The organism is Arthrobacter sp. AG1021 (genome assembly GCF_003633665.1).
In the GTDB taxonomy this organism is placed as follows: Bacteria; Actinomycetota; Actinomycetes; order Actinomycetales; family Micrococcaceae; genus Glutamicibacter; species Glutamicibacter soli.
This window is the reverse complement of record NZ_RBLB01000007.1, coordinates 449,635-469,077: the sequence shown is the minus strand read 5'-3', so window position 1 is coordinate 469,077 and position 19,443 is coordinate 449,635. Positions and strand designations below refer to the sequence as shown.

Genomic DNA, 19,443 nt, shown 5'->3' with positions numbered 1-19,443 from the left:
ATAAACTGTCTTCCTCAGGCTCAAGACGCGTATTGTCGAAAGGTGTCTTCAGTGAGTGAATTAGGAAATTTAGGGTCGGTCAAGGACTGGACCGAGTCCTTAACGCCCGAGTTGATCGAGTTCCGCCGCGAACTGCACCGCAACCCTGAACTTTCTTTCGCTGAATTCCAAACCACCGAACGCATCCTTGAAGCCCTGCGCGCCGCCGGGCTGAACCCGGTGAAGATGGAACGCACCGGAGCCTACGTGGACGTCGGTGAAGGCCCCATCCGCCTGGCCCTGCGCGCCGACATCGACGCGCTGCCGGTGCTGGAGGAAACCGAGCTCGACTACGCCTCGACCATCGAGGGCATCGCCCACGCCTGCGGCCACGACATCCACACCACCGTGATGCTGGGAACCGCGCTCGCGCTGGGCCGCATCCAGCAGGCAGGACAGCTCGCGGGCCGGATCCGCGTGATCTTCCAGCCCGCCGAGGAGAAGCTTCCCGGGGGAGCGGTCTCGGTCATCGAGCAGGGAATCCTCGACGAGGTCCCGCGGATCCTGGCCCTGCACTGCGAGCCGCGCATCGACGCCGGGAAGATCGGCACCCGCATCGGCGCCATCACCTCGGCCAGCGACACCATCCGCATCGAGGTCAACGGCCGCGGCGGGCATACTTCCCGCCCGCACCTGACCGAGGACATCGTCTTCGCGATGAGCCAGATCGCCACCCAGGTTCCCGCCGTGCTCGGCCGCAAGGTCGACGTGCGTTCGGCCGTGTCGGTGGTCTGGGGGCAGATCCACGCCGGCAGCGCGCCCAACGCCATTCCCGCCACCGGCTACCTGGCCGGCACCATGCGCTGCCTGGACGGCGACGTCTGGTACGAAGCCGGGGAGCTGCTGGATGCAGCGGTGCGCCAGATCGCCGCGCCGTACGGGGTGGAAATCAAGCTGCAGCACACCCGCGGCGTGCCTCCGGTGGTCAACGCCCCGGCCGAAACCGCGCTGATCGAATCGGCGGCCCGCCAAGAGTTCGGGACCGATTCCATCGAGCTGACCCCGCAGTCCATGGGCGGCGAGGATTTCGCCTGGATGACCCAGAAGGTGCCCGGCGCGATGCTGCGCCTTGGCACCCGCACCCCGGGCGGCAAGATCTTCGACCTGCACCGCGGCGATTACGTGCCTGATGAGAGGTGCATTGCGGTAGGCGTGCGGATCATGTGCGCGGCCGCGCTGCAGGCAATCGACGCGGCGAACGGCATTCGGGCCAAATAACCGGAGAATTTGCCAATAATTTTTCGACTCCACTAGTCACACCGTGAATTGGCGAACTGACTTGGGCATTGACGTTAAGCGCTTGCCGTATGCCGCTCCGGAATTTAGCGAATTGTAATGTTTGCCGTCTTTACCAGTGACATATCTCCGATAGGCTATGGAGACGATGGGAACGTTCGCTCCTCTGAGGCGCGTGCGGTGGGCATCGGCAACGGCGCCCTGCGTGGGAAGAAAGGCCTCACGGCTCCCGGTTATCTCGCATAACTTTTTGGAGGATTAGATGCGCTTCGTATCGCGCAAGACCGGCATGGCCGCGGCCATGATCGGCATTTCTGCTTTGGCATTGACCGCCTGTGGCGCGGCCCCGGAAGAAACGGCCCCGAAAGCCGAAAACCCAGACTACACCGGTTGCATCGTCTCGGACTCCGGCGGATTCGATGACCAGTCCTTCAACGAGTCGTCCTACCGCGGCCTGAAGAATGCCGAGAAGGACCTCGGCATCAAGATGCAGGAGGCAGAGTCGAAGTCCAACGCCGACTTCGCCACCAACCTGCAGGGCATGATGAACAACAACTGCGACCTGACCGTCACCATCGGCTTCCTGCTCGGCGACGCCACCAAGAAGGCCGCAGAGGAAAATCCTGACAAGCACTTCGCCATCGTCGACTTCCAGTACGACGAGCCGATCAAGAACATCAAGCCGATGATCTACGACACGGCCCAGGCCGCCTACCTGGCAGGCTACGCCGCCGCCGCTTCCTCCGAGACCGGCACCGTCGCCACCTTCGGCGGCATCAAGATCCCAACCGTCACCATCTTCATGGACGGCTTCGCCGACGGCGTTGCCAAGTTCAACGAGGACAAGGGCAAGGACGTCAAGCTGCTGGGCTGGGACAAGGACAAGCAGGACGGCACCTTCACCGGCGACTTCGAGAAGCAGGACAAGGGCAAGCAGGTCACCAGCAACTTCATCGCCAGCGGCGCTGACGTGATCATGCCGGTAGCCGGCCCCGTGGGCAAGGGCGCAGGCGCCGCAGTCAAGGAAGCCAACACCGGCGGCAAGGACGCCAAGCTGGTATGGGTTGACTCCGACGGCTACCTGACCGCTCCTGACTACAAGGACGTCATGCTGACCTCGGTCATCAAGACCATGGACAAGGCCGTTGAGGACCTGGTCACCGCCGACTCCAAGGGCGAGTTCGACTCGACCCCATACATCGGCACCCTGGAGAACGAGGGCGTAGCCCTGGCGCCGTTCCACGACTTCGACTCGAAGGTCTCCGACGAGACCAAGTCCGAGATCGAGGCGCTGAAGGCGCAGATCATCTCCGGCGAGCTGAAGGTCGAATCCCCGTCGAGCCCCAAGTAAGGGTCTTGAGCCAATAACGTCACAGAGCGCGTCACCGCTCGCCGCAGCAGCGGTGAACGGAGACGCGCTCTAAGACTGCCCACTGCAACACACCGAACAATGAAGATGGTGGAATCGTGAAACTCGAACTCCGGGGAATCTCGAAAGCCTTCGGTTCTTTCTACGCCAACAAGGACATCGACCTGGTCGTCGATGATGCCGAAATCCACTGTCTGCTCGGTGAGAACGGCGCTGGAAAGTCGACACTGATGAACGTCCTCTACGGGCTGTACCAGCCCACCGAAGGACAGATCCTGCTGGATGGAAAACCAGTTGAATTCAACGGCCCGGGCGATGCCATGGCCGCCGGCATCGGCATGGTGCACCAGCACTTCATGCTGATCCCGGTCTTCACCGTGGCCGAGAACATCGCCCTGGGCGCCGAAGCGACCAAGGCCGCAGGCGTGCTTGACCTGCAAGTCACCCGCAAGAAGATCCGCGAGATCTCCGACCGCTACGGCTTCGACGTGGATCCGGATGCGCTGGTCGAGGACCTTCCGGTCGGCGTGCAGCAGCGCGTGGAGATCATCAAGGCGCTGGTCCGCGACGCCAAGGTGCTGATCCTCGACGAGCCCACCGCGGTGCTCACCCCGCAGGAAACCGACGAGCTGCTGGAGATCATGCGCCAGCTCAAGGCCAACGGCACCTCGATCGTGTTCATCTCGCACAAGCTGCGCGAGGTGCGCGCGGTCTCCGACGTGATCACCGTGATCCGCCGCGGCCAGGTCATCGACTCGGTCGGCGCCGAAACCAGCACCACCGAACTGGCAAACCTAATGGTGGGCCGCGCGGTGGAGCTGAACCTGAACAAGGAGCCAGCCACCCCGGGAGCGGCCCGCTTCCAGGTGCGCGAGCTGAGCGTGGTCAACGAGCTGGGCGCCACCACCCTGGATGCGGTCAGCTTCGACATCCACGAGGGCGAGATCCTCGCCGTGGCCGGCGTGCAGGGCAACGGCCAGACCGAGTTGACCGAGGCCATCCTGGGCACCCAGCCGGTGGCCGCCGGATCGATCTCGCTGGACGGCACCGAACTGGTCGGCAAGTCGGTCAAGCAGGTGCTGCGCTCCGGGTTGGGCTTCGTCCCCGAGGACCGCTCGGTCCACGGCCTGGTCTCGCAGTTCACCATCGAGGAGAACCTGGTCCTGGATCTCTACGACCGCCCGCCGTTCGCCAAGGGCATCTCGATGAACCTGGGCGAAGTGAAGAAGAACGCGACCAAGCAGATCGCGGACTTCGACGTGCGCACCGACAACCAGCTGAACCCCGCCTCCAGCCTCTCCGGCGGCAACCAGCAGAAGGTCGTGATGGCCCGCGAGCTGTCCCGAGACCTGAAGCTGTTCATCGCCTCCCAGCCCACGCGCGGCGTCGACGTGGGCTCCATCGAGTTCCTGCACCGGCGCATCGTCGCCGAACGCGACAAGGGCACCCCGGTGATGATCGTGTCCACCGAGCTGGACGAGGTCATGGAGCTGGCCGACCGCATCGCCGTGCTCTACAAGGGCCGGGTCAACGGCATCGTGCCGGGCAACACCTCCCGCGAGGTGCTGGGCCTGATGATGGCAGGCGTCAGCGCCGAGGAGGCCTTCGCCCAGGCAGACTTCGCCACTTCCGCCAACGAACCGGTGGAAGCCCAGCCGGTGCCGCTGGAGACCACCGAACCCAACGACACCCAGGAAGGAGAAGCACAGTGAGCGAGATCAAGGCACCTGTTCTTCCCGACCCCAAGAAACCGGGCAACGACCTGTTCAAGTCCATCACCCAGGGACCTGGACTGGTCTCCGTGCTGGGCGTCATCGTGGCGCTGGTCATCGGCGGCCTGCTGATCGCGATCACCGACGAGAAGGTCGGCGAGGCCGCAGGCTACCTGTTCGCCCGCCCTTCGGACTTCTTCTCCGCGCTGTGGAGCGCGGGCACCGAAAGCTACGTGGCGCTGTTCAACGGCTCCATCTACAACTCCTCGCAGGGCTTCGCCCCGCTGCTGGAAACCCTGACGGTCTCCACCCCGCTGATCTGCGCGGGCCTGGGCGTGGCACTGGCCTTCCGCGCCGGCATGTTCAACATCGGCGCCCAGGGCCAGCTGATCATCGGCGCCACCATGGCCGCCTACGTCGGCTTCGCTTGGCACCTGCCGGTGGTCGTCCACCTGCTGCTGGTGATCGTCTTCGGCCTGCTCGGCGGCGCGCTGTGGGGCGGTCTGGTCGGCCTGCTCAAGGCCCGCACCGGCGCCCACGAAGTGATCCTGACGATCATGTTCAACTACGTGGCGCTGTACCTGCTGGACTTCCTGATGAACACCGAGGCGTTCCGCCGCCCGGGCGAGACCAACCCGATCTCCCCGATCCTGGACGCCAACGCGATCTTCCCCTCGCTGCCCGGCTCACGCCTGCACCTGGGCTTCCTGATGGCCATCTTGCTGACCATCGGGGTGGCCTGGCTGCTGAACCGTTCCACCATCGGCTTCGAGTTCCGCGCCGTCGGGCACAACCCGGACGCCGCGCGGACCGCCGGCGTGAACGTGGCCCGCTCCACCATCCTGGCCATGGCCTTCGCTGGCGCGCTGGCCGGCGCCGCCGGCGTGGCGCAGGTGGCGGGCACCGAGAAGGTGCTCACCGCAGGCGTGGCAGGCTCGCTGGGCTTCGACGCCATCACCGTGGCGCTGCTGGGACGCTCCACCCCGTGGGGCACCTTCTTCGCCGGCCTGCTCTTCGGCGCCTTCCGCGCCGGCGCGGTCAACATGCAGATCACCACCGGCACCCCGATCGACATCGTGCTGGTTGTCCAGTCGCTGATCGTGCTGTTCATCGCGGCTCCTCCGCTGGTCAAGGCGATCTTCGGACTGAACCGCAAGAAGAAGCGCACCAGCGCTACCGAATCGATTAAGGCAGGTGCCAAGTGACCGCCACGCTTCCCTCGACGTCAGCGATCTCGGTGCTTCCGAGCAAGAAGACCCCGATCATCTTCAGCGTGCTGGCAGTCATCGTGCTGGTCAGCTTCGGCCTGCTGGGCAACTCGCAGACCGCGAGCTTCTCGCTCACCTCCGCCGGCGACGCGTTCTCCCTGCCCGACCTGGTCTTCCCGGGCCGCGCCTCGAACATCGTCATCGGCGTGCTGCTGGCGGCGCTGGCCGCCTACTCCTGGATGCTGCGGGCCAAGGGCCGGGTGCTCCCGGTCTGGGCCGTCGCGGTGGGCGCGGTGCTGTTTGTGCTCGCGTTCCTGATCTGGGTCGTCTCCGGCGCCAACATCAACTCCATCTCCCTGGCCAGCCTGCTGGCCGGCGGCGTGGTGCTGGCGGTGCCGCTGGTCTTCGGATCGCTCTCCGGAGTGCTCTCCGAACGCTCCGGCGTGGTCAACATCGCCATCGAGGGCCAGCTGCTGGGCGGCGCGTTCACCGCGGCCATCGTGGCCTCGGTGACGCAGAACGCCTTCGCGGGCCTGGTCGCCGCCGGCATCGCCGGCGCGGTGGTCTCCCTGGTGCTGGCGCTGTTCTCCATCAAGTACCTGGTCAACCAGATCATCGTCGGCGTGGTGCTGAACGTGCTGGTCTCAGGCATCACCGGCTTCCTGTTCACCACCGTGATGCAGGAAGACCCGGAGCTGTACAACTCGCCGGTGCACCTGCCGACCATCGCGATCCCCGGCCTGTCCGCCATCCCGGTGATCGGCCCGATCCTGTTCAAGCAGTCGGTGATCGGCTACCTGATGTACATCGCCGTGTTCCTGGTCTGGTTCGGCCTGTACAAGACCCGCTGGGGCCTGCGCGTGCGCGCGGTGGGCGAGCACCCGAAGGCCGCCGACACCCTGGGCATCAAGGTCAACCGCACCCGCTTCTGGAACGTGACCCTGGGCGGCATCGTCGCCGGCATCGGCGGCTCGTTCTTCACCCTGGTCGCCATCGACTCCTTCACCAAGGAAATCTCCGGCGGCCGCGGCTTCATCGCGCTGGCCGCGGTGATCTTCGGACGCTGGAACCCGCTTGGCGCGTTCGCCGCGGCGCTGCTCTTCGGCTTCGCGGACAACCTGCAGGTGATGCTCACGATCATCGGCACCCCGGTACCGAGCCAGTTCATGGCCATGATGCCGTACCTGGTGACGATCTTCGCGGTCGCCGGCCTGGTGGGACGCTCGCGCGGCCCCGCCGCCGTGGGCGATCCCTATGTGAAGGAATGACCCGTTCCCATGAATAACACCACCGCGCCGTGGTCGCAGCTTGAAGCTGCGGCCGCGGCCGCGTTGTCCAAGGCCTATGCACCCTACTCGAACTTCCGGGTCGGCGCCGCGGCGCTGAGTAGCGACGGGCGGCTGGTTTCCGGCTGCAACATCGAAAACGCCGCTTTCGGGGTGACCCTGTGCGCCGAATGCTCCATGCTCGGCGAGCTGTTCGCCACCGGCGGCGGCACGCTGGACTACTTCGTGTGCTTCGGTCAGCTCAAGGACGGCCCGCTGGAGCTGATCACCCCGTGCGGCCGCTGCCGCCAGCTGCTCTTCGAGCATCGTGGGCCCGACCTGAGGATCAAGACCGCCTCCGGGATCGTGGGCATGGACCAGCTGCTGCCCGATGCCTTCGGACCGCACAACATCATCGACTGACCAGAGAACAGAACGAAAGGCCCCACCCATGGCTGCCGAACAATTCAGCGCCGTCGAAGTCATCCGCACCAAGCGTGACGGCGGCGAGCTGAGCAACGAGATGATCGACTGGACCATCGACGCGTACACCCGCGGCGTCATCGCCGAGGAGCAGATGGCCGCGCTGAACATGGCCATCTACTTCCAGGGCATGCACCGCGCGGAGATTTCCCGCTGGACCAACGCCATGATCAACACCGGCGAACGCATGGACTTCTCCACCCTGGCCGACCCGGCCGGACGCGGCCTGGCGACCACCGACAAGCACTCGACCGGAGGCGTGGGGGACAAGATCACCCTGCCGCTGGCCCCGCTGGTGGCCAGCTTCGGCGTGGCCGTCCCGCAGCTCTCCGGCCGCGGGCTGGGCCACACCGGAGGCACCCTGGACAAGCTCGAGTCGATCCCGGGCTGGCGCGCGGAACTGTCCAACGAGGAGCTCTTCGCCCAGCTCTCCACCGTCGGCGCGGTCATCTGCGCCGCCGGCGCCGGGCTGGCCCCGGCGGACAAGAAGCTCTACGCGCTGCGCGACGTGACCGGGACGGTGGAGGCGATTCCGCTGATCGCCTCCTCAATCATGAGCAAGAAGATCGCCGAGGGCACCGGAACCCTGGTGCTGGACGTCAAGGTGGGCTCCGGCGCGTTCATGAAGACCGAGTCCATGGCCCGTGAGCTGGCCGAGACCATGGTGAACCTGGGCACCGACGCCGGGGTGAACACCGTGGCGCTGCTGACCAACATGGACACCCCGCTGGGGCTCACCGCGGGCAACGCGATCGAGGTCCAGGAGTCCGTCGAGGTGCTCGCCGGCGGCGGCCCGGAAGACGTCATCGAGCTGACCGTGGCCCTGGCCACCGAGATGCTCGCCGGCGCCGGCATCCGCGACGTGGACGTGCGTGCGGCGCTGAACGACGGCCGCGCCATGGACAAATGGCGCGCCATGATCTTAGCGCAGGGTGGCGACCCGGACGCGAAGCTGCCGGTGGCCCGCGAATCGCACACCGTGCTGGCCCCGGCCGAGGGCGTGCTGCTGAAGCTGGATGCCATGGACATCGGCTTGGCCGCCTGGACCCTGGGCGCCGGGCGCGCCCGCAAGGAGGACGTGGTGCAGGCCGGCGCCGGCGTGCGGCTGCACGTCAAGCCCGGAGCTCTGGTGCGCCGCGGGGAGCCGATCGCCACGCTGCTGACCGACACCCCGGAGAAGATGGAGCGCGCCATCGAACTGGTGCAGCGCTCCATCCTGATCGGCGCGGACAGCGACCGCCCGGACACGCGCTTGATCCTGGACCGCATCGCCGCGAAGTAGCCTGCCAAACCGCCAGCCGCCCCGCACGGGGGCGGCTGTCGGCATTTAACCCGGAGACGAACCGGGCGGAGGGAACTCATGGGATCCGCCGGGCGTTAAAAGATTCAACTCATCCCCGGGATGGAGAAGTGTCCGGTGCAAATCACGACCTCGGTAGGGTGCGCGCCGGCGGGATTCTGGTGGAGAATGAACTAAGAGCGCGGCAGCGAGCCACCGCGTGCAGCGAGGAAGCGATACACCCACCGATGGAATTGGTCAACGAAGCGATCATGCATGCGGCCACCGCATGGTGGATCCTGCCGCTGCTCTTTGCCTTCTGCCTCATCGACGGGGTCTTCCCCGTCGTCCCCTCCGAAACCTTCCTGGTGTCGCTGGCCGCCGTGGGCATCAGCACCGGAAGCCCCAACCTGCTGCTGATCTTCGTGATCGGCGTGTCCGGGGCGATCATCGGTGACCAGATCACCTTCCGCATCGGCCGGAGCATCGGCTACCGGCAATACGGGTGGATGCAAAAGGGCCGGGCCAAGAAGATCCTCGACTTCGCCACCCGCAAGCTGGAAACCTCCGGCGCGCTGCTGATCTTCACCGCCCGCTACATCCCGCTGGGACGCGTCGCGGTGAACATGACGGCCGGGGCCACCGGTTTCTCCTACCACCGCTTCACCTTTTTCGACGTCATCGGCTGCATCACCTGGGGCGCCTACTCCGTGGGCATCGGCGCGCTGGCCGGCAACTGGCTTTCGGAGAACAAGCTGCTGGGCATCGGCGTCTCAGTGGTCATCGCCGTGGTGCTCGGCTACGTCATCGACAAGATCGTCAGCCGGGTGCTGGAGCGGGTCCACCGCCGCAAGCTGCGCCAGCTGGCCGCGAAGCGCGGCGGGACGCTGGGAAAAGCTATCCAAACCGTGCCTCCAGGTGAGCAGCCGGAGATTTAACCTCCGGGGCCGGTAGCCGTCGACAAGATGTGTCCAGAACTTCAGCCGTGGTGGCTATCAGTCAGCCCGAAATGCGACTAGGCTCAATGGTGTGACTGAAGAAATGATTCATGCTGCCTACGATCCCGAGTTCGACTTCCGGGATCTGCCAAAAGTTTCTCTGCACGACCACCTCGACGGTGGTCTGCGCCCGTCGACCATTATCGAGCTTGCCGCAGAGGCTGGGCACGAGCTGCCCGCAACCGATGCCGAGGCTTTGGGCAATTGGTTCCGTGAATCGGCCGATTCCGGCTCGCTGCCGCGCTACCTGGAAACTTTCGAGCACACCCTTGCAGTAATGCAGACCCGCGAGGCCCTGATCCGCGTGGCCCGCGAGTTCGTCGAAGACCTGGCCGAGGACGGCGTGATCTACGGCGAAGTCCGCTACGCCCCGGAACAGCACCAGCGCCAGGGCCTGAGCCTGGACGATGTCGTGGACGCCGTGCAGGAAGGACTGGACCAGGCCTGCGAAGAACTGAACAGCGAAGGCCACCCGATGCAGGTCGGCCAGCTGCTGATCGCCATGCGCCATGCCGACAATGGCGTGGAGATCGCCAAGCTGGCGCTGCGCCACCGCGGTCACGGCGTGGTCGGCTTCGACATCGCCGGCGCCGAGGAGGGCTTCCCGCCTTCGCGCATGAAGGAAGCCTTCGACCTGCTGGCCGAGAACCTGTTCCCGACCACCGTGCACGCGGGCGAAGCCGCGGGCCTGGACTCCATCAAGGACGCCATCCTGGTGGGCCGCGCCCAGCGCCTGGGCCACGGCGTGCGCGTGGCCGAGGACATCGAGATCGAGTTCGGCGGCGTGGACGAGGACGGCGAGGAAGTCGGCGAGGACACCGGCCTGGTCTCGCTGGGCCCGGTGGCCAACTGGGTGCGCGAACGCGGCATCCCGCTGGAAATCTGCCCTTCCTCCAACCTGCAGACCGGGGCCACCGCCGAATTCGGCGAGGGCATCGAATCGCACCCGATCGACCTGCTGGTGCAGACCGGGTTCAATGTCACGATCTCCCCGGACAACCGCCTGATGTCCGGCACCACCCTGTCGGACGAGTTCGAGCTGCTGGTCGAGGCCTTCGACTACGACCTTGAAGACCTGCTGGACCTGACCCTGAACGCCGCTGAGGCGGCCTTCGTGCCGCTGGAGATGCGCGAACTGCTCGTCGAGTACATCAACGACTTCTACGACCACCTGCTGGACGGCGACGACGAAGATGACGACGATGAAGACTTCGATGACGAGGACTACGAGGAAAACTAGACTCGCCAGTTGCTGAGCACAACAGCACCAAGGCAGCCTGCCCGGATCATTCCGGGCAGGCTGCCTTGTTCAATCTCTAGATGTTCAATTTCTAGAACGGGTACTTCTTGGGAGTGCTCTGCACGCCCACCCAATGGTCGGTGGTGAACTCCTCGATGGCCCACTCGCCGTTGAAGCGGCCCAGTCCCGAGTTCTTCTCGCCGCCGAACATCACGTGCGGCTCGTCGTTCACCGGGATGTCGTTGATGTGCGTCATTCCTGCCTTGATGCCGCGGGCGAAGCGCACGCCCTTTTCGATGTCGCGGGTGAAGACCGCGCTGGACAGCCCGTAGCGGGTGTCGTTGGCCAATTCGAGCGCATGCTCTTCGCTGTCCGCCTTGGCGATGCCGACCACGGGCCCGAAGATCTCCTCGCGGAACAGCTCCATCTGAGGGGTCACGTCGGCGAAAACGTGCGGCGGGATGACCCGGCCCTGGATCGCCCCGGAGAGCACCTCGCGGGCTCCCTCGGCCCGGGCCTGCTCGATCTTGGCGGTGACGGAGGCCAGCTGCGCGTCGTTGATGACCGGGCCGATCAGGTTCTTGCGCTCCGCAGCATCGCCGAAGCCCAGGGTGGACACCAGCTGAGCGTACTTCTGGACGAACTCGTCGTAGACCGGCGCCTGCACGATGATCCGGTTGATCGCCATGCAGATCTGGCCCTGGTGCAGGAACTTGCCCAGCGCCGCGGCCTTCACCGCTTCCTCCAGGTCCGCGTCCTGAAGCACCACGAACGGCGCATTGCCGCCGAGCTCCAGGGCCACGCGCTTCATGTGCTCGCCGGTCACCGCGATCTTGCCGACATTCTGCCCGACCTCGGTGGAGCCGGTGAAGGACACCAGCGAGGGGGCCGGATGGGCGACGAAGTAGTCGCCGATTTCCGAGCCGGAACCGACCAGCACGTTCAGCACGCCGGCCGGCGCCCCAGCTTCCTCGAAGGCCTTGGCCAGGACGAGGGCGCCGGAGAGCGGGGTGTCGGAGGCGGGCTTGAGCACCACCGTGTTGCCCAGCGCGAGGGCCGGGGCCACCGAGCGGGCGGAGAGCAGCATCGGGAAGTTCCACGGGCTGATCACCGCGACCACGCCCAGCGGCTCGCGGTAGACGCGGTTCTCCTTGCCGGGGAAGTTCGAGGGCATGATCTTCCCGTGCACGCGGGACGGGAAGGTCGCCGCTTCGCGGATCGCGGCGATGGTGCCGCCCAACTCGATGTTGGCCTTCAGCTGCGCGGAACCCGACTCGGCGCTGAGCAGGGCCAGGATGTCCTTGTAGTTGGCCTGCAGGTAGTCGGCGGCCTTTTCCAGCACGGCGGTGCGGCCGGCCGGCGGCAGCGCAGCCCATGCGGACTGGGCCTCGGCGGCGGCCTGGTAGGCGGCGTCCACGTCAGCGGTGGAAGCCTGGCGGATTTCGGCAAGCACCGCATCCTCGAAGGGATTGGAAGAGGTCAGCGTGGAGGCGGAGGTGCCCTGTACCCACTGGCCGTTGATGAACAACGAGGAGGGCAGCTTCGCAAGGAAGGCTGGGCGTTCGGTTTCCTGCACGGTCATGGTCAGTCCTTTGGCTTGGAGGGTGAGGCTTAACGCAATGCTAGCCCGGATGTAATGCTCATTACAGGCGGCGGTGTTCCGGCCCCGTCAGGGGCCGATTCCGCGGGGATAGGATGAATGCATGCCCAGCGAGAGAACTTCCATGGACCACCTGATCCAGACCGTGCGCACCCTGCGCGAGAAATGCGCGTGGACTGCGGCGCTGACCCACGAATCGCTGCGCACCTACCTGATCGAGGAAAGCTACGAGGTCCTGGACGCCATCGGAACGGGGGACGCGCCGGCGCTCAAGGAAGAGCTGGGCGACGTGTTCTTCCAGATCCTGCTGCATTCGCTCATCGCCGAGGAGCAGGAAAACTTCACGCTGGAGGAGGTCGCCGCCACCCTGGACGCCAAGCTGCTGCGCCGCAATCGCCATGTTTTCGACGCCCAGGGGAATGTCCGCCAGGACGTCGTCAGCGACGTCGATGAAATCATCCGGGTCTGGGACGCAGCCAAGCAGGCCGAGCGGGGCGGCGCCCCGCGGGTGCGCCGCAACGCCGGCCTGCCTGCCGGCCTTCCTTCGTTGACCCTGGCGCAGAAGCTGCTTGACCGCCATACCAGGGCGGATTCCCCGGCTGCCGGGGAGCACCGGATCAGTCCCGAGGTGCGCGGCCGCGTGGTCGATGAACGCAGCCTCGCCGCCGAGCTGATGGCGCTCACGGCGCGCGCCGAACAGCTGGGCTTGGACGCGGAATCGGTGCTCCGCGACCAGCTGCAGCGCAGCTACGGGGTGAAGGCGGACGAAACATCGTCGCCCGAATCAGGTTCAAAGCGCTAGGCTAGAGACAGGCAACGGCGCCAACGGTCACTCAGCGACCGCTGGCTGGCCAGCCCATTGACCACCCCTTTCTACAAGGAGTCCATACTCATGGCATTGATTGACGCCATTCACGCGCGCGAAATCCTTGATTCCCGCGGCAATCCGACCGTTGAGGTCGAGGTCCTGCTCACCGATGGTTCGCACGGCCGCGCCGCCGTTCCATCCGGCGCCTCCACCGGCCAGTTCGAGGCAGTAGAGCGCCGCGACGGTGACAAGAGCCGCTACCTGGGCAAGGGTGTACTGGGCGCAGTCGAGTCCGTCATCGAGGAAATCGCTGACGAGCTGGAGGGCCTTGACGCCACCGACCAGCGTGCCATCGACCAGGCAATGCTGGACCTGGACGGCACCAGCAACAAGTCCAAGCTCGGCGCCAACGCCATCCTGGGTGTCTCGCTGGCCGTGGCCAACGCCGCCGCAGTCAGCGCGAACCTGCCGCTGTTCAAGTACCTGGGCGGCCCGAACGGCCACGTCCTGCCGGTTCCGCTGATGAACATCCTCAACGGCGGCTCGCACGCCGACTCCGATGTGGACATCCAGGAATTCATGATCGCCCCGCTGGGCGCCGAGTCCTTCTCCGAGGGCCTGCGCTGGGGCGTCGAGGTGTACCACAACCTCAAGGACGTGCTGAAGGAAAAGAACCTGTCCACCGGCCTGGGCGACGAGGGCGGCTTCGCGCCGAACTTGCCGAGCAACCGCGCGGCACTGGAACTGATCACCGAGGCCATCAAGCGCGCCGGCTACACCCCGGGCGAGGACATCGCCCTGGCCCTGGACGTCGCTTCCTCCGAGTTCTACGAGAACGGCGCCTACCAGTTCGAAGGCGAAGCCCGCACGGCCGCCCAGATGAGCGACTACTACGCAGCCCTGGTTGCCGACTTCCCGCTGGTTTCCATCGAGGATCCGCTGGACGAGAACGACTGGGACGGCTGGAAGACCCTGACCGACGCCATCGGCGACAAGGTGCAGCTGGTGGGCGACGACCTGTTCGTGACCAACCCGCAGCGCCTGGCCGACGGCATCGAAAAGGGCACCGCCAACTCGCTGCTGGTGAAGGTCAACCAGATCGGCACCCTGACCGAGACCCTGGACGCCATCACTCTGGCCCAGCGTGCCGGCTACACCACCATCACCTCGCACCGTTCGGGCGAGACCGAGGACGTGACCATCGCGGACATCTGCGTGGCCACCAACGCAGGTCAGATCAAGACCGGTGCCCCGGCCCGCTCCGAGCGCGTGGCCAAGTACAACCAGCTGCTGCGCATCGAGGAAGACCTCGGCGCCTCGGCAGTTTACGCTGGCAAGAGCGCGTTCCCGCGTTTCAACAGCTAATCACCAGCTAAAGCGAATAAGCTCGTCGGTAGTGGATACCGGCGGGCTTTTCGTTATTTAATGGAGATATCGCGGATTTTCCACGGATGTACCACTTGCAGAACACCATGGGGAATGGGGGAATATGGCCCAGCGACCACCGCGCATGCCACGAAGGAACACCCCTCACCAGGGACAGGGCAAGCCGCTGGAATTCCCGGAGGCCGCGAACCGCGCCGCCGCCGGCCAGGCGCCGGCCCCCGAGCCCGAACCGGCGACCGATGCACTGCATATCGTGCGGGACACCGAACGCCCCGCGTCCGCGCCGAAGGTCCGCAAGCTTCCCAGCCCCTCGCGGTCCACGCAGGCCCATTCCACGCCGGGTGGCTCCAAGCCCGGCAGCTCCAAGCCTTCGGCCGCCAAGCCTGCCGCCGGCAAACCGGTAGCACCGGCCGGCCGCCGCGCCAAACCCGAGGAACCGGGCGCCCCTGCTCCCCAGCGCGCCGCCCACCCCGAGGGTTCCAAGCGTCCGCTGCGCGAGCGCGCCAAGGAAAAGCAGAACGAGCGGCGCCGCGAAGACCGGGCCAAGTTCTCCATGGCAGTGCGCCGCAAGCCGGGCCAGAAGCCCGAGCCGCAGGCGCCGGTCCAGCAGGGCGAACCGGTGGCGGCCCACCGCTTCTCCGGACGCATCGCCGCGCTGATCGTGGTCTTCGCCTTCTTCGCGGTCATGCTGGTTCCCACGGTGAACTACTACCGCACCCAGATGGCCCAGATCAACGAGCTGCGCGCTTCCATCGCGGCGATGGAAGCCCAGCGCGACGAGCTGAAAGCGGAGATCGCCCGGTGGGATGACCCGCTGTACATCAAGCAGCAGGCCCGCGAGCGGATAAACTTGGTGATGCCCGGTGAGAAGCTCTACATGGTTGTTGGCGAGAAGCCCGAAGACCAGAGCGCCGAATCCGGCAACGGCAGCACCTACGAAGTGCGCCAGGAACTGCCCTGGGTCGATGCGCTCATCGACTCGATCACCCGTTCCGCAACAGACTGACCGACGACGCAAAGAGACGAAACGTGACTGAACAGCCCATCCGCGAAGCCCTGGACGCCGCCGGACGAGTACCCAGCGAGCAGGACCTGGACACCCTCAGCCGCCAGCTGAACCGTCCGGTGCGGGATGTGGTGGAAATCGGTGCACGCTGCGTGTGCGGCAACCCGCTGGTCGCCACCACCGCGCCGCGGCTTTCCTCGGGCATTCCGTTCCCGACGACCTACTACCTGACCCACCCGGTGATCACCTCCGCCGTGTCGCGGCTGGAAGCCGCCGGGCTGATGAACGAGATGAACGATCGCCTGGCCGCCGAGGCGCCGCTGGCCTCCGCCTACGCCGCGGCCCACGACTCCTACCTGGCCAACCGCGACGCCATCGGCGAGCGTTCGGGCACCGGGGCGGTGCCGGAGATCGCCGGCGTCTCGGCCGGCGGCATGCCGACGCGCGTGAAGTGCCTGCACGTGCTGGTGGGCCATTCGCTGGCCGCCGGCGAGGGCGTGAACCCGCTGGGCGACGAGGCGCTGGAAGCCATCGCGCAATGGTGGACCAAGGACAAGTGCTTCTGCGTGGGCGCCTGGGACACCGAGGGCCAGGCCCCCAGCCAGGACCGTTCGCGCCACGTGAAGACCCAGGAAAAGGTCGACCCGGCCGTCAAGCGCGCCGAACGCGCCGCGAAGCGCGCGGCCCGCGAGGCCGCGCAGAACGCCGGGGAGCAGAAGTAATGCGCGTCGCCGGTATCGACTGCGGCACCAACTCCATCCGCCTGCTGATCGCCGACGTCGCCGCGGATGGCAGCGAGCTGCGCGACGTGGTGCGGACCATGCGCGTCGTGCGCCTGGGCCAGGGAGTGGACGCCACCGGCGCCTTCGCCCCCGAAGCCCTGGAGCGCACCTTCGCGGCGGTCAAGGAATACAAGAAGCTGTGCGACGAGCACCAGGTCCAGGCCATCCGCTTCGCGGCCACCTCCGCCGCCCGCGACGCCTCGAACCGCGAGCTGTTCACCAGCAAGATCACCTCGATCCTCGGCGTCGAGCCGGAGGTCATCAGCGGCCAGGAGGAGGCCCAGCTGTCCTTCGCCGGAGCCGCCTCGGTGCGCGCCGGCAAACCCGGGCAGGTGCTGGTCATCGACCTGGGCGGCGGATCCACCGAGTTCGTGCTGGGCGACCAGAGCGGCCCGCTCGCGGCCGCAAGCCTGGACATGGGCTGCGTGCGCGTGACCGAACGCTTCCACCTCGATGGGCTGCGCTCGCGACAGAGCCTGGAATTCCTGGATTCAACCCTGCAGACCCTGGACGGCGTGGTGGACGTGAGCCAGGTCGACGCGGTGATCATGGTCGCAGGCACCTGCACCACCCTCACCGCGCAGGCGCTGGGGTTGAAGCAGTACGATTCCGCGGCCATCCACGGAGCCGAGCTGAGTTTCGCCCAGATGCGCCAGGCCACCGCCTCGATGCTCTCCTACACCCGCGAGCAGCGTCAGGCGCTGGGCTTCATGCATCCGGGTCGCGTGGACGTCATCCAGGCCGGGGCGGTCATCGTCGAGCGCATCCTGGACTACCTTGAGCGCGCCAGCGGACACCGCGAGATGCTGCTGGTCGCCTCGGAGCACGACATCCTCGACGGCATCGCGGCCTCTGCCGCGCAGCGCGCTTGATTACACCGCAGGCAAGACAGGGCAGGAGATGACCTTGAAACAACCAGTACGTTCCGGCCGCCCGGCCGGCGCGCGCACCGCCGTTTCGGCCCTGCTCGCGACCCTGCTGGCCTTCGCGTTCCTGCTGCCCAGCTCCGTGGCGCAGGCCGACGACATGCGCAACGCCGAATACTGGCTGAAGTCGCTGGGAGTTACCGAGGCGCAGAAGGAAACCAAGGGCGAGGGCGTGAAGGTCGCCGTCATCGACACCGGCATCGACACGAGCCACCGCGACCTGAAGGGAGCCGTGGTGGGCGGCGCCGACATGTCCGGGGCCGGGGGTGCCAAGGGCGATAAGCCCATCGGCGTGATGAGCGAGCACGGCACCCTGGTGGCCACCCTGCTGGCCGGCCGCGGCAACAACCAGGGGGAAATCGACCGGGTCACCTCAGAGAACCAGCGGTTGAAGTCGGCTTGGGAACAGGCCAAGAAGACCGCCGAGGAAGATGACAAGGACGTCCCGGAGGAACCCGAATACGAAAAGGTCCCGGCACTGACCGGCGGCAAGGACGGGGTGCTCGGCGTGGCGCCCAAGGCCGAGCTGCTGTCCGTGTCGCTGTGGATGGGCGACGGCAACCCGTCGGGCATTTCCGTGGAGCAGCAGATCCCCAAGGCGGTGAAGTACGCCGTGGACTCCGGAGCCAAGGTCATCAACATGTCCCTGGGCTCCACCAGCCCGGCCTGGCCCGAAAGCTGGGACGAAGCATTCAAGTACGCCGAGGAGCGCGACGTGGTTGTCGTGGCCGCCGCAGGCAACCGCTCCGGCGGCATGAACCAGGTCGGCGCGCCGGCCACGATCCCGGGGGTGCTGACCGTCGCGGGCGTCGACGAGAACGGCAAGGCCTCGCAGGACTCCTCCACGGAGGGCATCTCCATCGGCGTGGCGGCCCCGGCGGAGAAGCTGGTCGGCGGGCTGCCGGACAACGGCTACGCCCGCTGGTCGGGCACCTCCGGCGCGGCGCCGCTCGTGGCGGGCGTGGCGGCGTTGATCCGCTCCAAGTACCCGGACATGCCGGCGGAGCAGGTCATCAACCGCATCCTGAAGACCGCCAAGGACACCGGTGCCGACGGGGTCGACAACCTCTACGGCTACGGCATCATCGATGCGAACGCCGCGGTGAATGCGGACGTCCCGGCGGTCAGCGAGAATCCGCTGGGCACCATGGCCGAATGGATCCGGGTGCACCGCCGCAATACCGACCAGGCCTCGGACGTGCCCGACCCGGGCGTTTCCAAGGAGAAGTCGGATCTGAAGCAGGTGGCGGCTCCAGAACCGATCGCCCCGGACACCTCGACCCCGGCGCTGCAGCCGGTGCTGGTCATCGGTGGATCGCTGATCCTGCTGCTGGTGCTGGTCATCGGCGGTGTGCAGGTCGGCTCCAGGGCCCGGAAGCAGGCCTTGACAGCCCAAGTGCACTCGGCCAAGCTCAGCGACCTGCCGGTCGGCAAGCCCAATGAGGGACGCGACCTGTTCGACGATATTCCCGAGGACGAGAAGTAGATGATGACCCGGTGTCCGCAAGGACGCCGGGTCATTTGCCTCTTCATTGCTTTTCGTCCGCGGAATGCAGTTTGGAAGAAACGGGCGGGGCGCCCGGGGCCGGTGACGCCGGAAGCGCCCCGAAAGGCGCCGCGAATTCACCGGTGATCCTCTGGTGCCGGGGAACGGCGGCGATCCAGAGGACGAGCCCGATCAGCATTGCGGCAACTGCCAGCCCCAGCAGCGCCAGGTCGCTTTCGGTGGCGGGGCAGCCGGCGGAGCTGTCATCGATCTCCGGGCAGCTGCGCCAGGGCTGGAGGAACATGATCACGCTGGCGGCAGCTCCCAGCAGCGTCAGCAGGGCCGCCAGCCAAATCAGGAACCTTCGGAATACGCGCATGCGCCAACCATTGCACCTCCGACGCGCCTCGGCCGGGCGGCCCCACCGCGTGCCGTCCGCCAGCTTGCCGGGACGGCGCTTTCGGGCAGTGAAACAGCCGTGAAAAACACGGAATCCGCACCCTAATCACCGGCTGCCATGGCGAATGCTCCGCACCGTGGCCGGAAGGGGGATGGATACGTGATTAAACATACTCATTAAGTTAGTGAATATTTTCACTAACTCCGAAAATCCGCGTAGA

The 19,443-nt window shown here is 66.4% G+C and carries 17 protein-coding genes; 15 read left to right on the top strand and 2 right to left on the bottom strand.

From position 1 onward, the window contains the following. Window positions 1-51 precede the first annotated feature (51 nt). The 9 genes from DFO58_RS07630 (at window position 52) to DFO58_RS07590 (ending at window position 10,829) form a co-directional block, all read left to right on the top strand. On the top strand, window positions 52-1,257 hold the full coding sequence (locus tag DFO58_RS07630) for an amidohydrolase (RefSeq protein ID WP_120990001.1): 1,206 nt from the start codon (window positions 52-54) through the stop codon (window positions 1,255-1,257). Between the two features lie 280 nt (window positions 1,258-1,537). Beyond that, on the top strand, window positions 1,538-2,626 hold the full coding sequence (locus tag DFO58_RS07625; protein WP_047118415.1) for a BMP family ABC transporter substrate-binding protein: 1,089 nt from the start codon (window positions 1,538-1,540) through the stop codon (window positions 2,624-2,626). A 116-nt stretch (window positions 2,627-2,742) separates the two neighbouring features. Continuing rightward, entirely contained in the window at window positions 2,743-4,356 is a 1,614-nt protein-coding gene (locus DFO58_RS07620; RefSeq protein ID WP_120989999.1) for an ABC transporter ATP-binding protein, read from the top strand. Between the two features lie 50 nt (window positions 4,357-4,406). Then, on the top strand, window positions 4,407-5,561 hold the full coding sequence (locus DFO58_RS07615) for an ABC transporter permease (RefSeq protein ID WP_231736110.1): 1,155 nt from the start codon (window positions 4,407-4,409) through the stop codon (window positions 5,559-5,561). Next, complete coding sequence (locus tag DFO58_RS07610) at window positions 5,558-6,832, top strand: ABC transporter permease (RefSeq protein WP_047118418.1); 1,275 nt, start codon at window positions 5,558-5,560, stop codon at window positions 6,830-6,832. Before DFO58_RS07615 ends, DFO58_RS07610 begins: the two co-directional genes overlap by 4 nt. A 9-nt stretch (window positions 6,833-6,841) precedes the next feature. Next, the gene (locus tag DFO58_RS07605) at window positions 6,842-7,252 is read left to right on the top strand and encodes a cytidine deaminase (RefSeq protein WP_047118419.1); all 411 of its coding nucleotides are present in this window, start codon (window positions 6,842-6,844) and stop codon (window positions 7,250-7,252) included. Between the two features lie 28 nt (window positions 7,253-7,280). Beyond that, window positions 7,281-8,594, top strand: coding sequence for a thymidine phosphorylase (locus DFO58_RS07600; protein WP_120989997.1), 1,314 nt, complete (start codon window positions 7,281-7,283; stop codon window positions 8,592-8,594). A gap of 245 nt (window positions 8,595-8,839) precedes the next feature. Next, on the top strand, window positions 8,840-9,529 hold the full coding sequence (locus DFO58_RS07595; RefSeq protein ID WP_047118421.1) for a DedA family protein: 690 nt from the start codon (window positions 8,840-8,842) through the stop codon (window positions 9,527-9,529). A gap of 91 nt (window positions 9,530-9,620) precedes the next feature. Beyond that, window positions 9,621-10,829 (top strand): adenosine deaminase, encoded by a 1,209-nt coding sequence (locus DFO58_RS07590; RefSeq protein ID WP_120989995.1) that lies wholly within the window; start codon window positions 9,621-9,623, stop codon window positions 10,827-10,829. Between the two features lie 91 nt (window positions 10,830-10,920). On the opposite strand, the gene DFO58_RS07585 is transcribed toward DFO58_RS07590, so the two are convergent. Continuing rightward, window positions 10,921-12,411: an aldehyde dehydrogenase family protein gene (locus tag DFO58_RS07585; RefSeq protein ID WP_120989993.1), complete on the bottom strand. Its 1,491-nt coding sequence runs from the start codon at window positions 12,409-12,411 to the stop codon at window positions 10,921-10,923. 121 nt (window positions 12,412-12,532) lie between these two features. Between DFO58_RS07585 and DFO58_RS07580 the strand changes: the two genes are divergently transcribed. The 6 genes from DFO58_RS07580 (at window position 12,533) to DFO58_RS07555 (ending at window position 18,823) form a co-directional block, all read left to right on the top strand. Further along, complete coding sequence (locus tag DFO58_RS07580; protein ID WP_120989991.1) at window positions 12,533-13,231, top strand: MazG nucleotide pyrophosphohydrolase domain-containing protein; 699 nt, start codon at window positions 12,533-12,535, stop codon at window positions 13,229-13,231. Between the two features lie 90 nt (window positions 13,232-13,321). Continuing rightward, the gene (gene eno, locus DFO58_RS07575; protein WP_053797492.1) at window positions 13,322-14,602 is read left to right on the top strand and encodes a phosphopyruvate hydratase; all 1,281 of its coding nucleotides are present in this window, start codon (window positions 13,322-13,324) and stop codon (window positions 14,600-14,602) included. Between the two features lie 124 nt (window positions 14,603-14,726). Then, a complete protein-coding gene (locus tag DFO58_RS18755) occupies window positions 14,727-15,629 on the top strand; it encodes a septum formation initiator family protein (protein ID WP_286163516.1) in 903 nt (300 codons plus the stop codon). 23 nt (window positions 15,630-15,652) lie between these two features. Beyond that, window positions 15,653-16,351 (top strand): DUF501 domain-containing protein, encoded by a 699-nt coding sequence (locus DFO58_RS07565; RefSeq protein WP_120989989.1) that lies wholly within the window; start codon window positions 15,653-15,655, stop codon window positions 16,349-16,351. Then, complete coding sequence (locus DFO58_RS07560) at window positions 16,351-17,283, top strand: Ppx/GppA phosphatase family protein (protein ID WP_113606797.1); 933 nt, start codon at window positions 16,351-16,353, stop codon at window positions 17,281-17,283. The genes DFO58_RS07565 and DFO58_RS07560 overlap by 1 nt, the downstream gene beginning before the upstream one ends. Before the next feature lie 154 nt (window positions 17,284-17,437). Next, window positions 17,438-18,823, top strand: a complete 1,386-nt coding sequence (locus DFO58_RS07555) for a S8 family serine peptidase (protein ID WP_286163530.1) — start codon at window positions 17,438-17,440, stop codon at window positions 18,821-18,823. Between the two features lie 43 nt (window positions 18,824-18,866). On the opposite strand, the gene DFO58_RS07550 is transcribed toward DFO58_RS07555, so the two are convergent. After that, window positions 18,867-19,202 (bottom strand): hypothetical protein, encoded by a 336-nt coding sequence (locus tag DFO58_RS07550; protein ID WP_120989985.1) that lies wholly within the window; start codon window positions 19,200-19,202, stop codon window positions 18,867-18,869. Between the last annotated feature and the right edge of the window lie 241 nt (window positions 19,203-19,443).

Bases quoted from the DNA above. Each gene is read 5' to 3' on its own strand.
- DFO58_RS07600 (WP_120989997.1), top strand. From the start codon at position 7,281: ATGGCTGCCGAACAATTCAGCGCCGTCGAAGTCATCCGCACCAAGCGT.
- DFO58_RS07555 (WP_286163530.1), top strand. From the start codon at position 17,438: ATGCGCAACGCCGAATACTGGCTGAAGTCGCTGGGAGTTACCGAGGCG.
- DFO58_RS07560 (WP_113606797.1), top strand. From the start codon at position 16,351: ATGCGCGTCGCCGGTATCGACTGCGGCACCAACTCCATCCGCCTGCTG.
- DFO58_RS07625 (WP_047118415.1), top strand. From the start codon at position 1,538: ATGCGCTTCGTATCGCGCAAGACCGGCATGGCCGCGGCCATGATCGGC.
- DFO58_RS07580 (WP_120989991.1), top strand. From the start codon at position 12,533: ATGCCCAGCGAGAGAACTTCCATGGACCACCTGATCCAGACCGTGCGC.
- DFO58_RS07605 (WP_047118419.1), top strand. From the start codon at position 6,842: ATGAATAACACCACCGCGCCGTGGTCGCAGCTTGAAGCTGCGGCCGCG.
- DFO58_RS07585 (WP_120989993.1), bottom strand. From the start codon at position 12,411: ATGACCGTGCAGGAAACCGAACGCCCAGCCTTCCTTGCGAAGCTGCCC.
- DFO58_RS07595 (WP_047118421.1), top strand. From the start codon at position 8,840: ATGGAATTGGTCAACGAAGCGATCATGCATGCGGCCACCGCATGGTGG.
- eno (WP_053797492.1), top strand. From the start codon at position 13,322: ATGGCATTGATTGACGCCATTCACGCGCGCGAAATCCTTGATTCCCGC.
- DFO58_RS18755 (WP_286163516.1), top strand. From the start codon at position 14,727: ATGGCCCAGCGACCACCGCGCATGCCACGAAGGAACACCCCTCACCAG.
- DFO58_RS07550 (WP_120989985.1), bottom strand. From the start codon at position 19,202: ATGCGCGTATTCCGAAGGTTCCTGATTTGGCTGGCGGCCCTGCTGACG.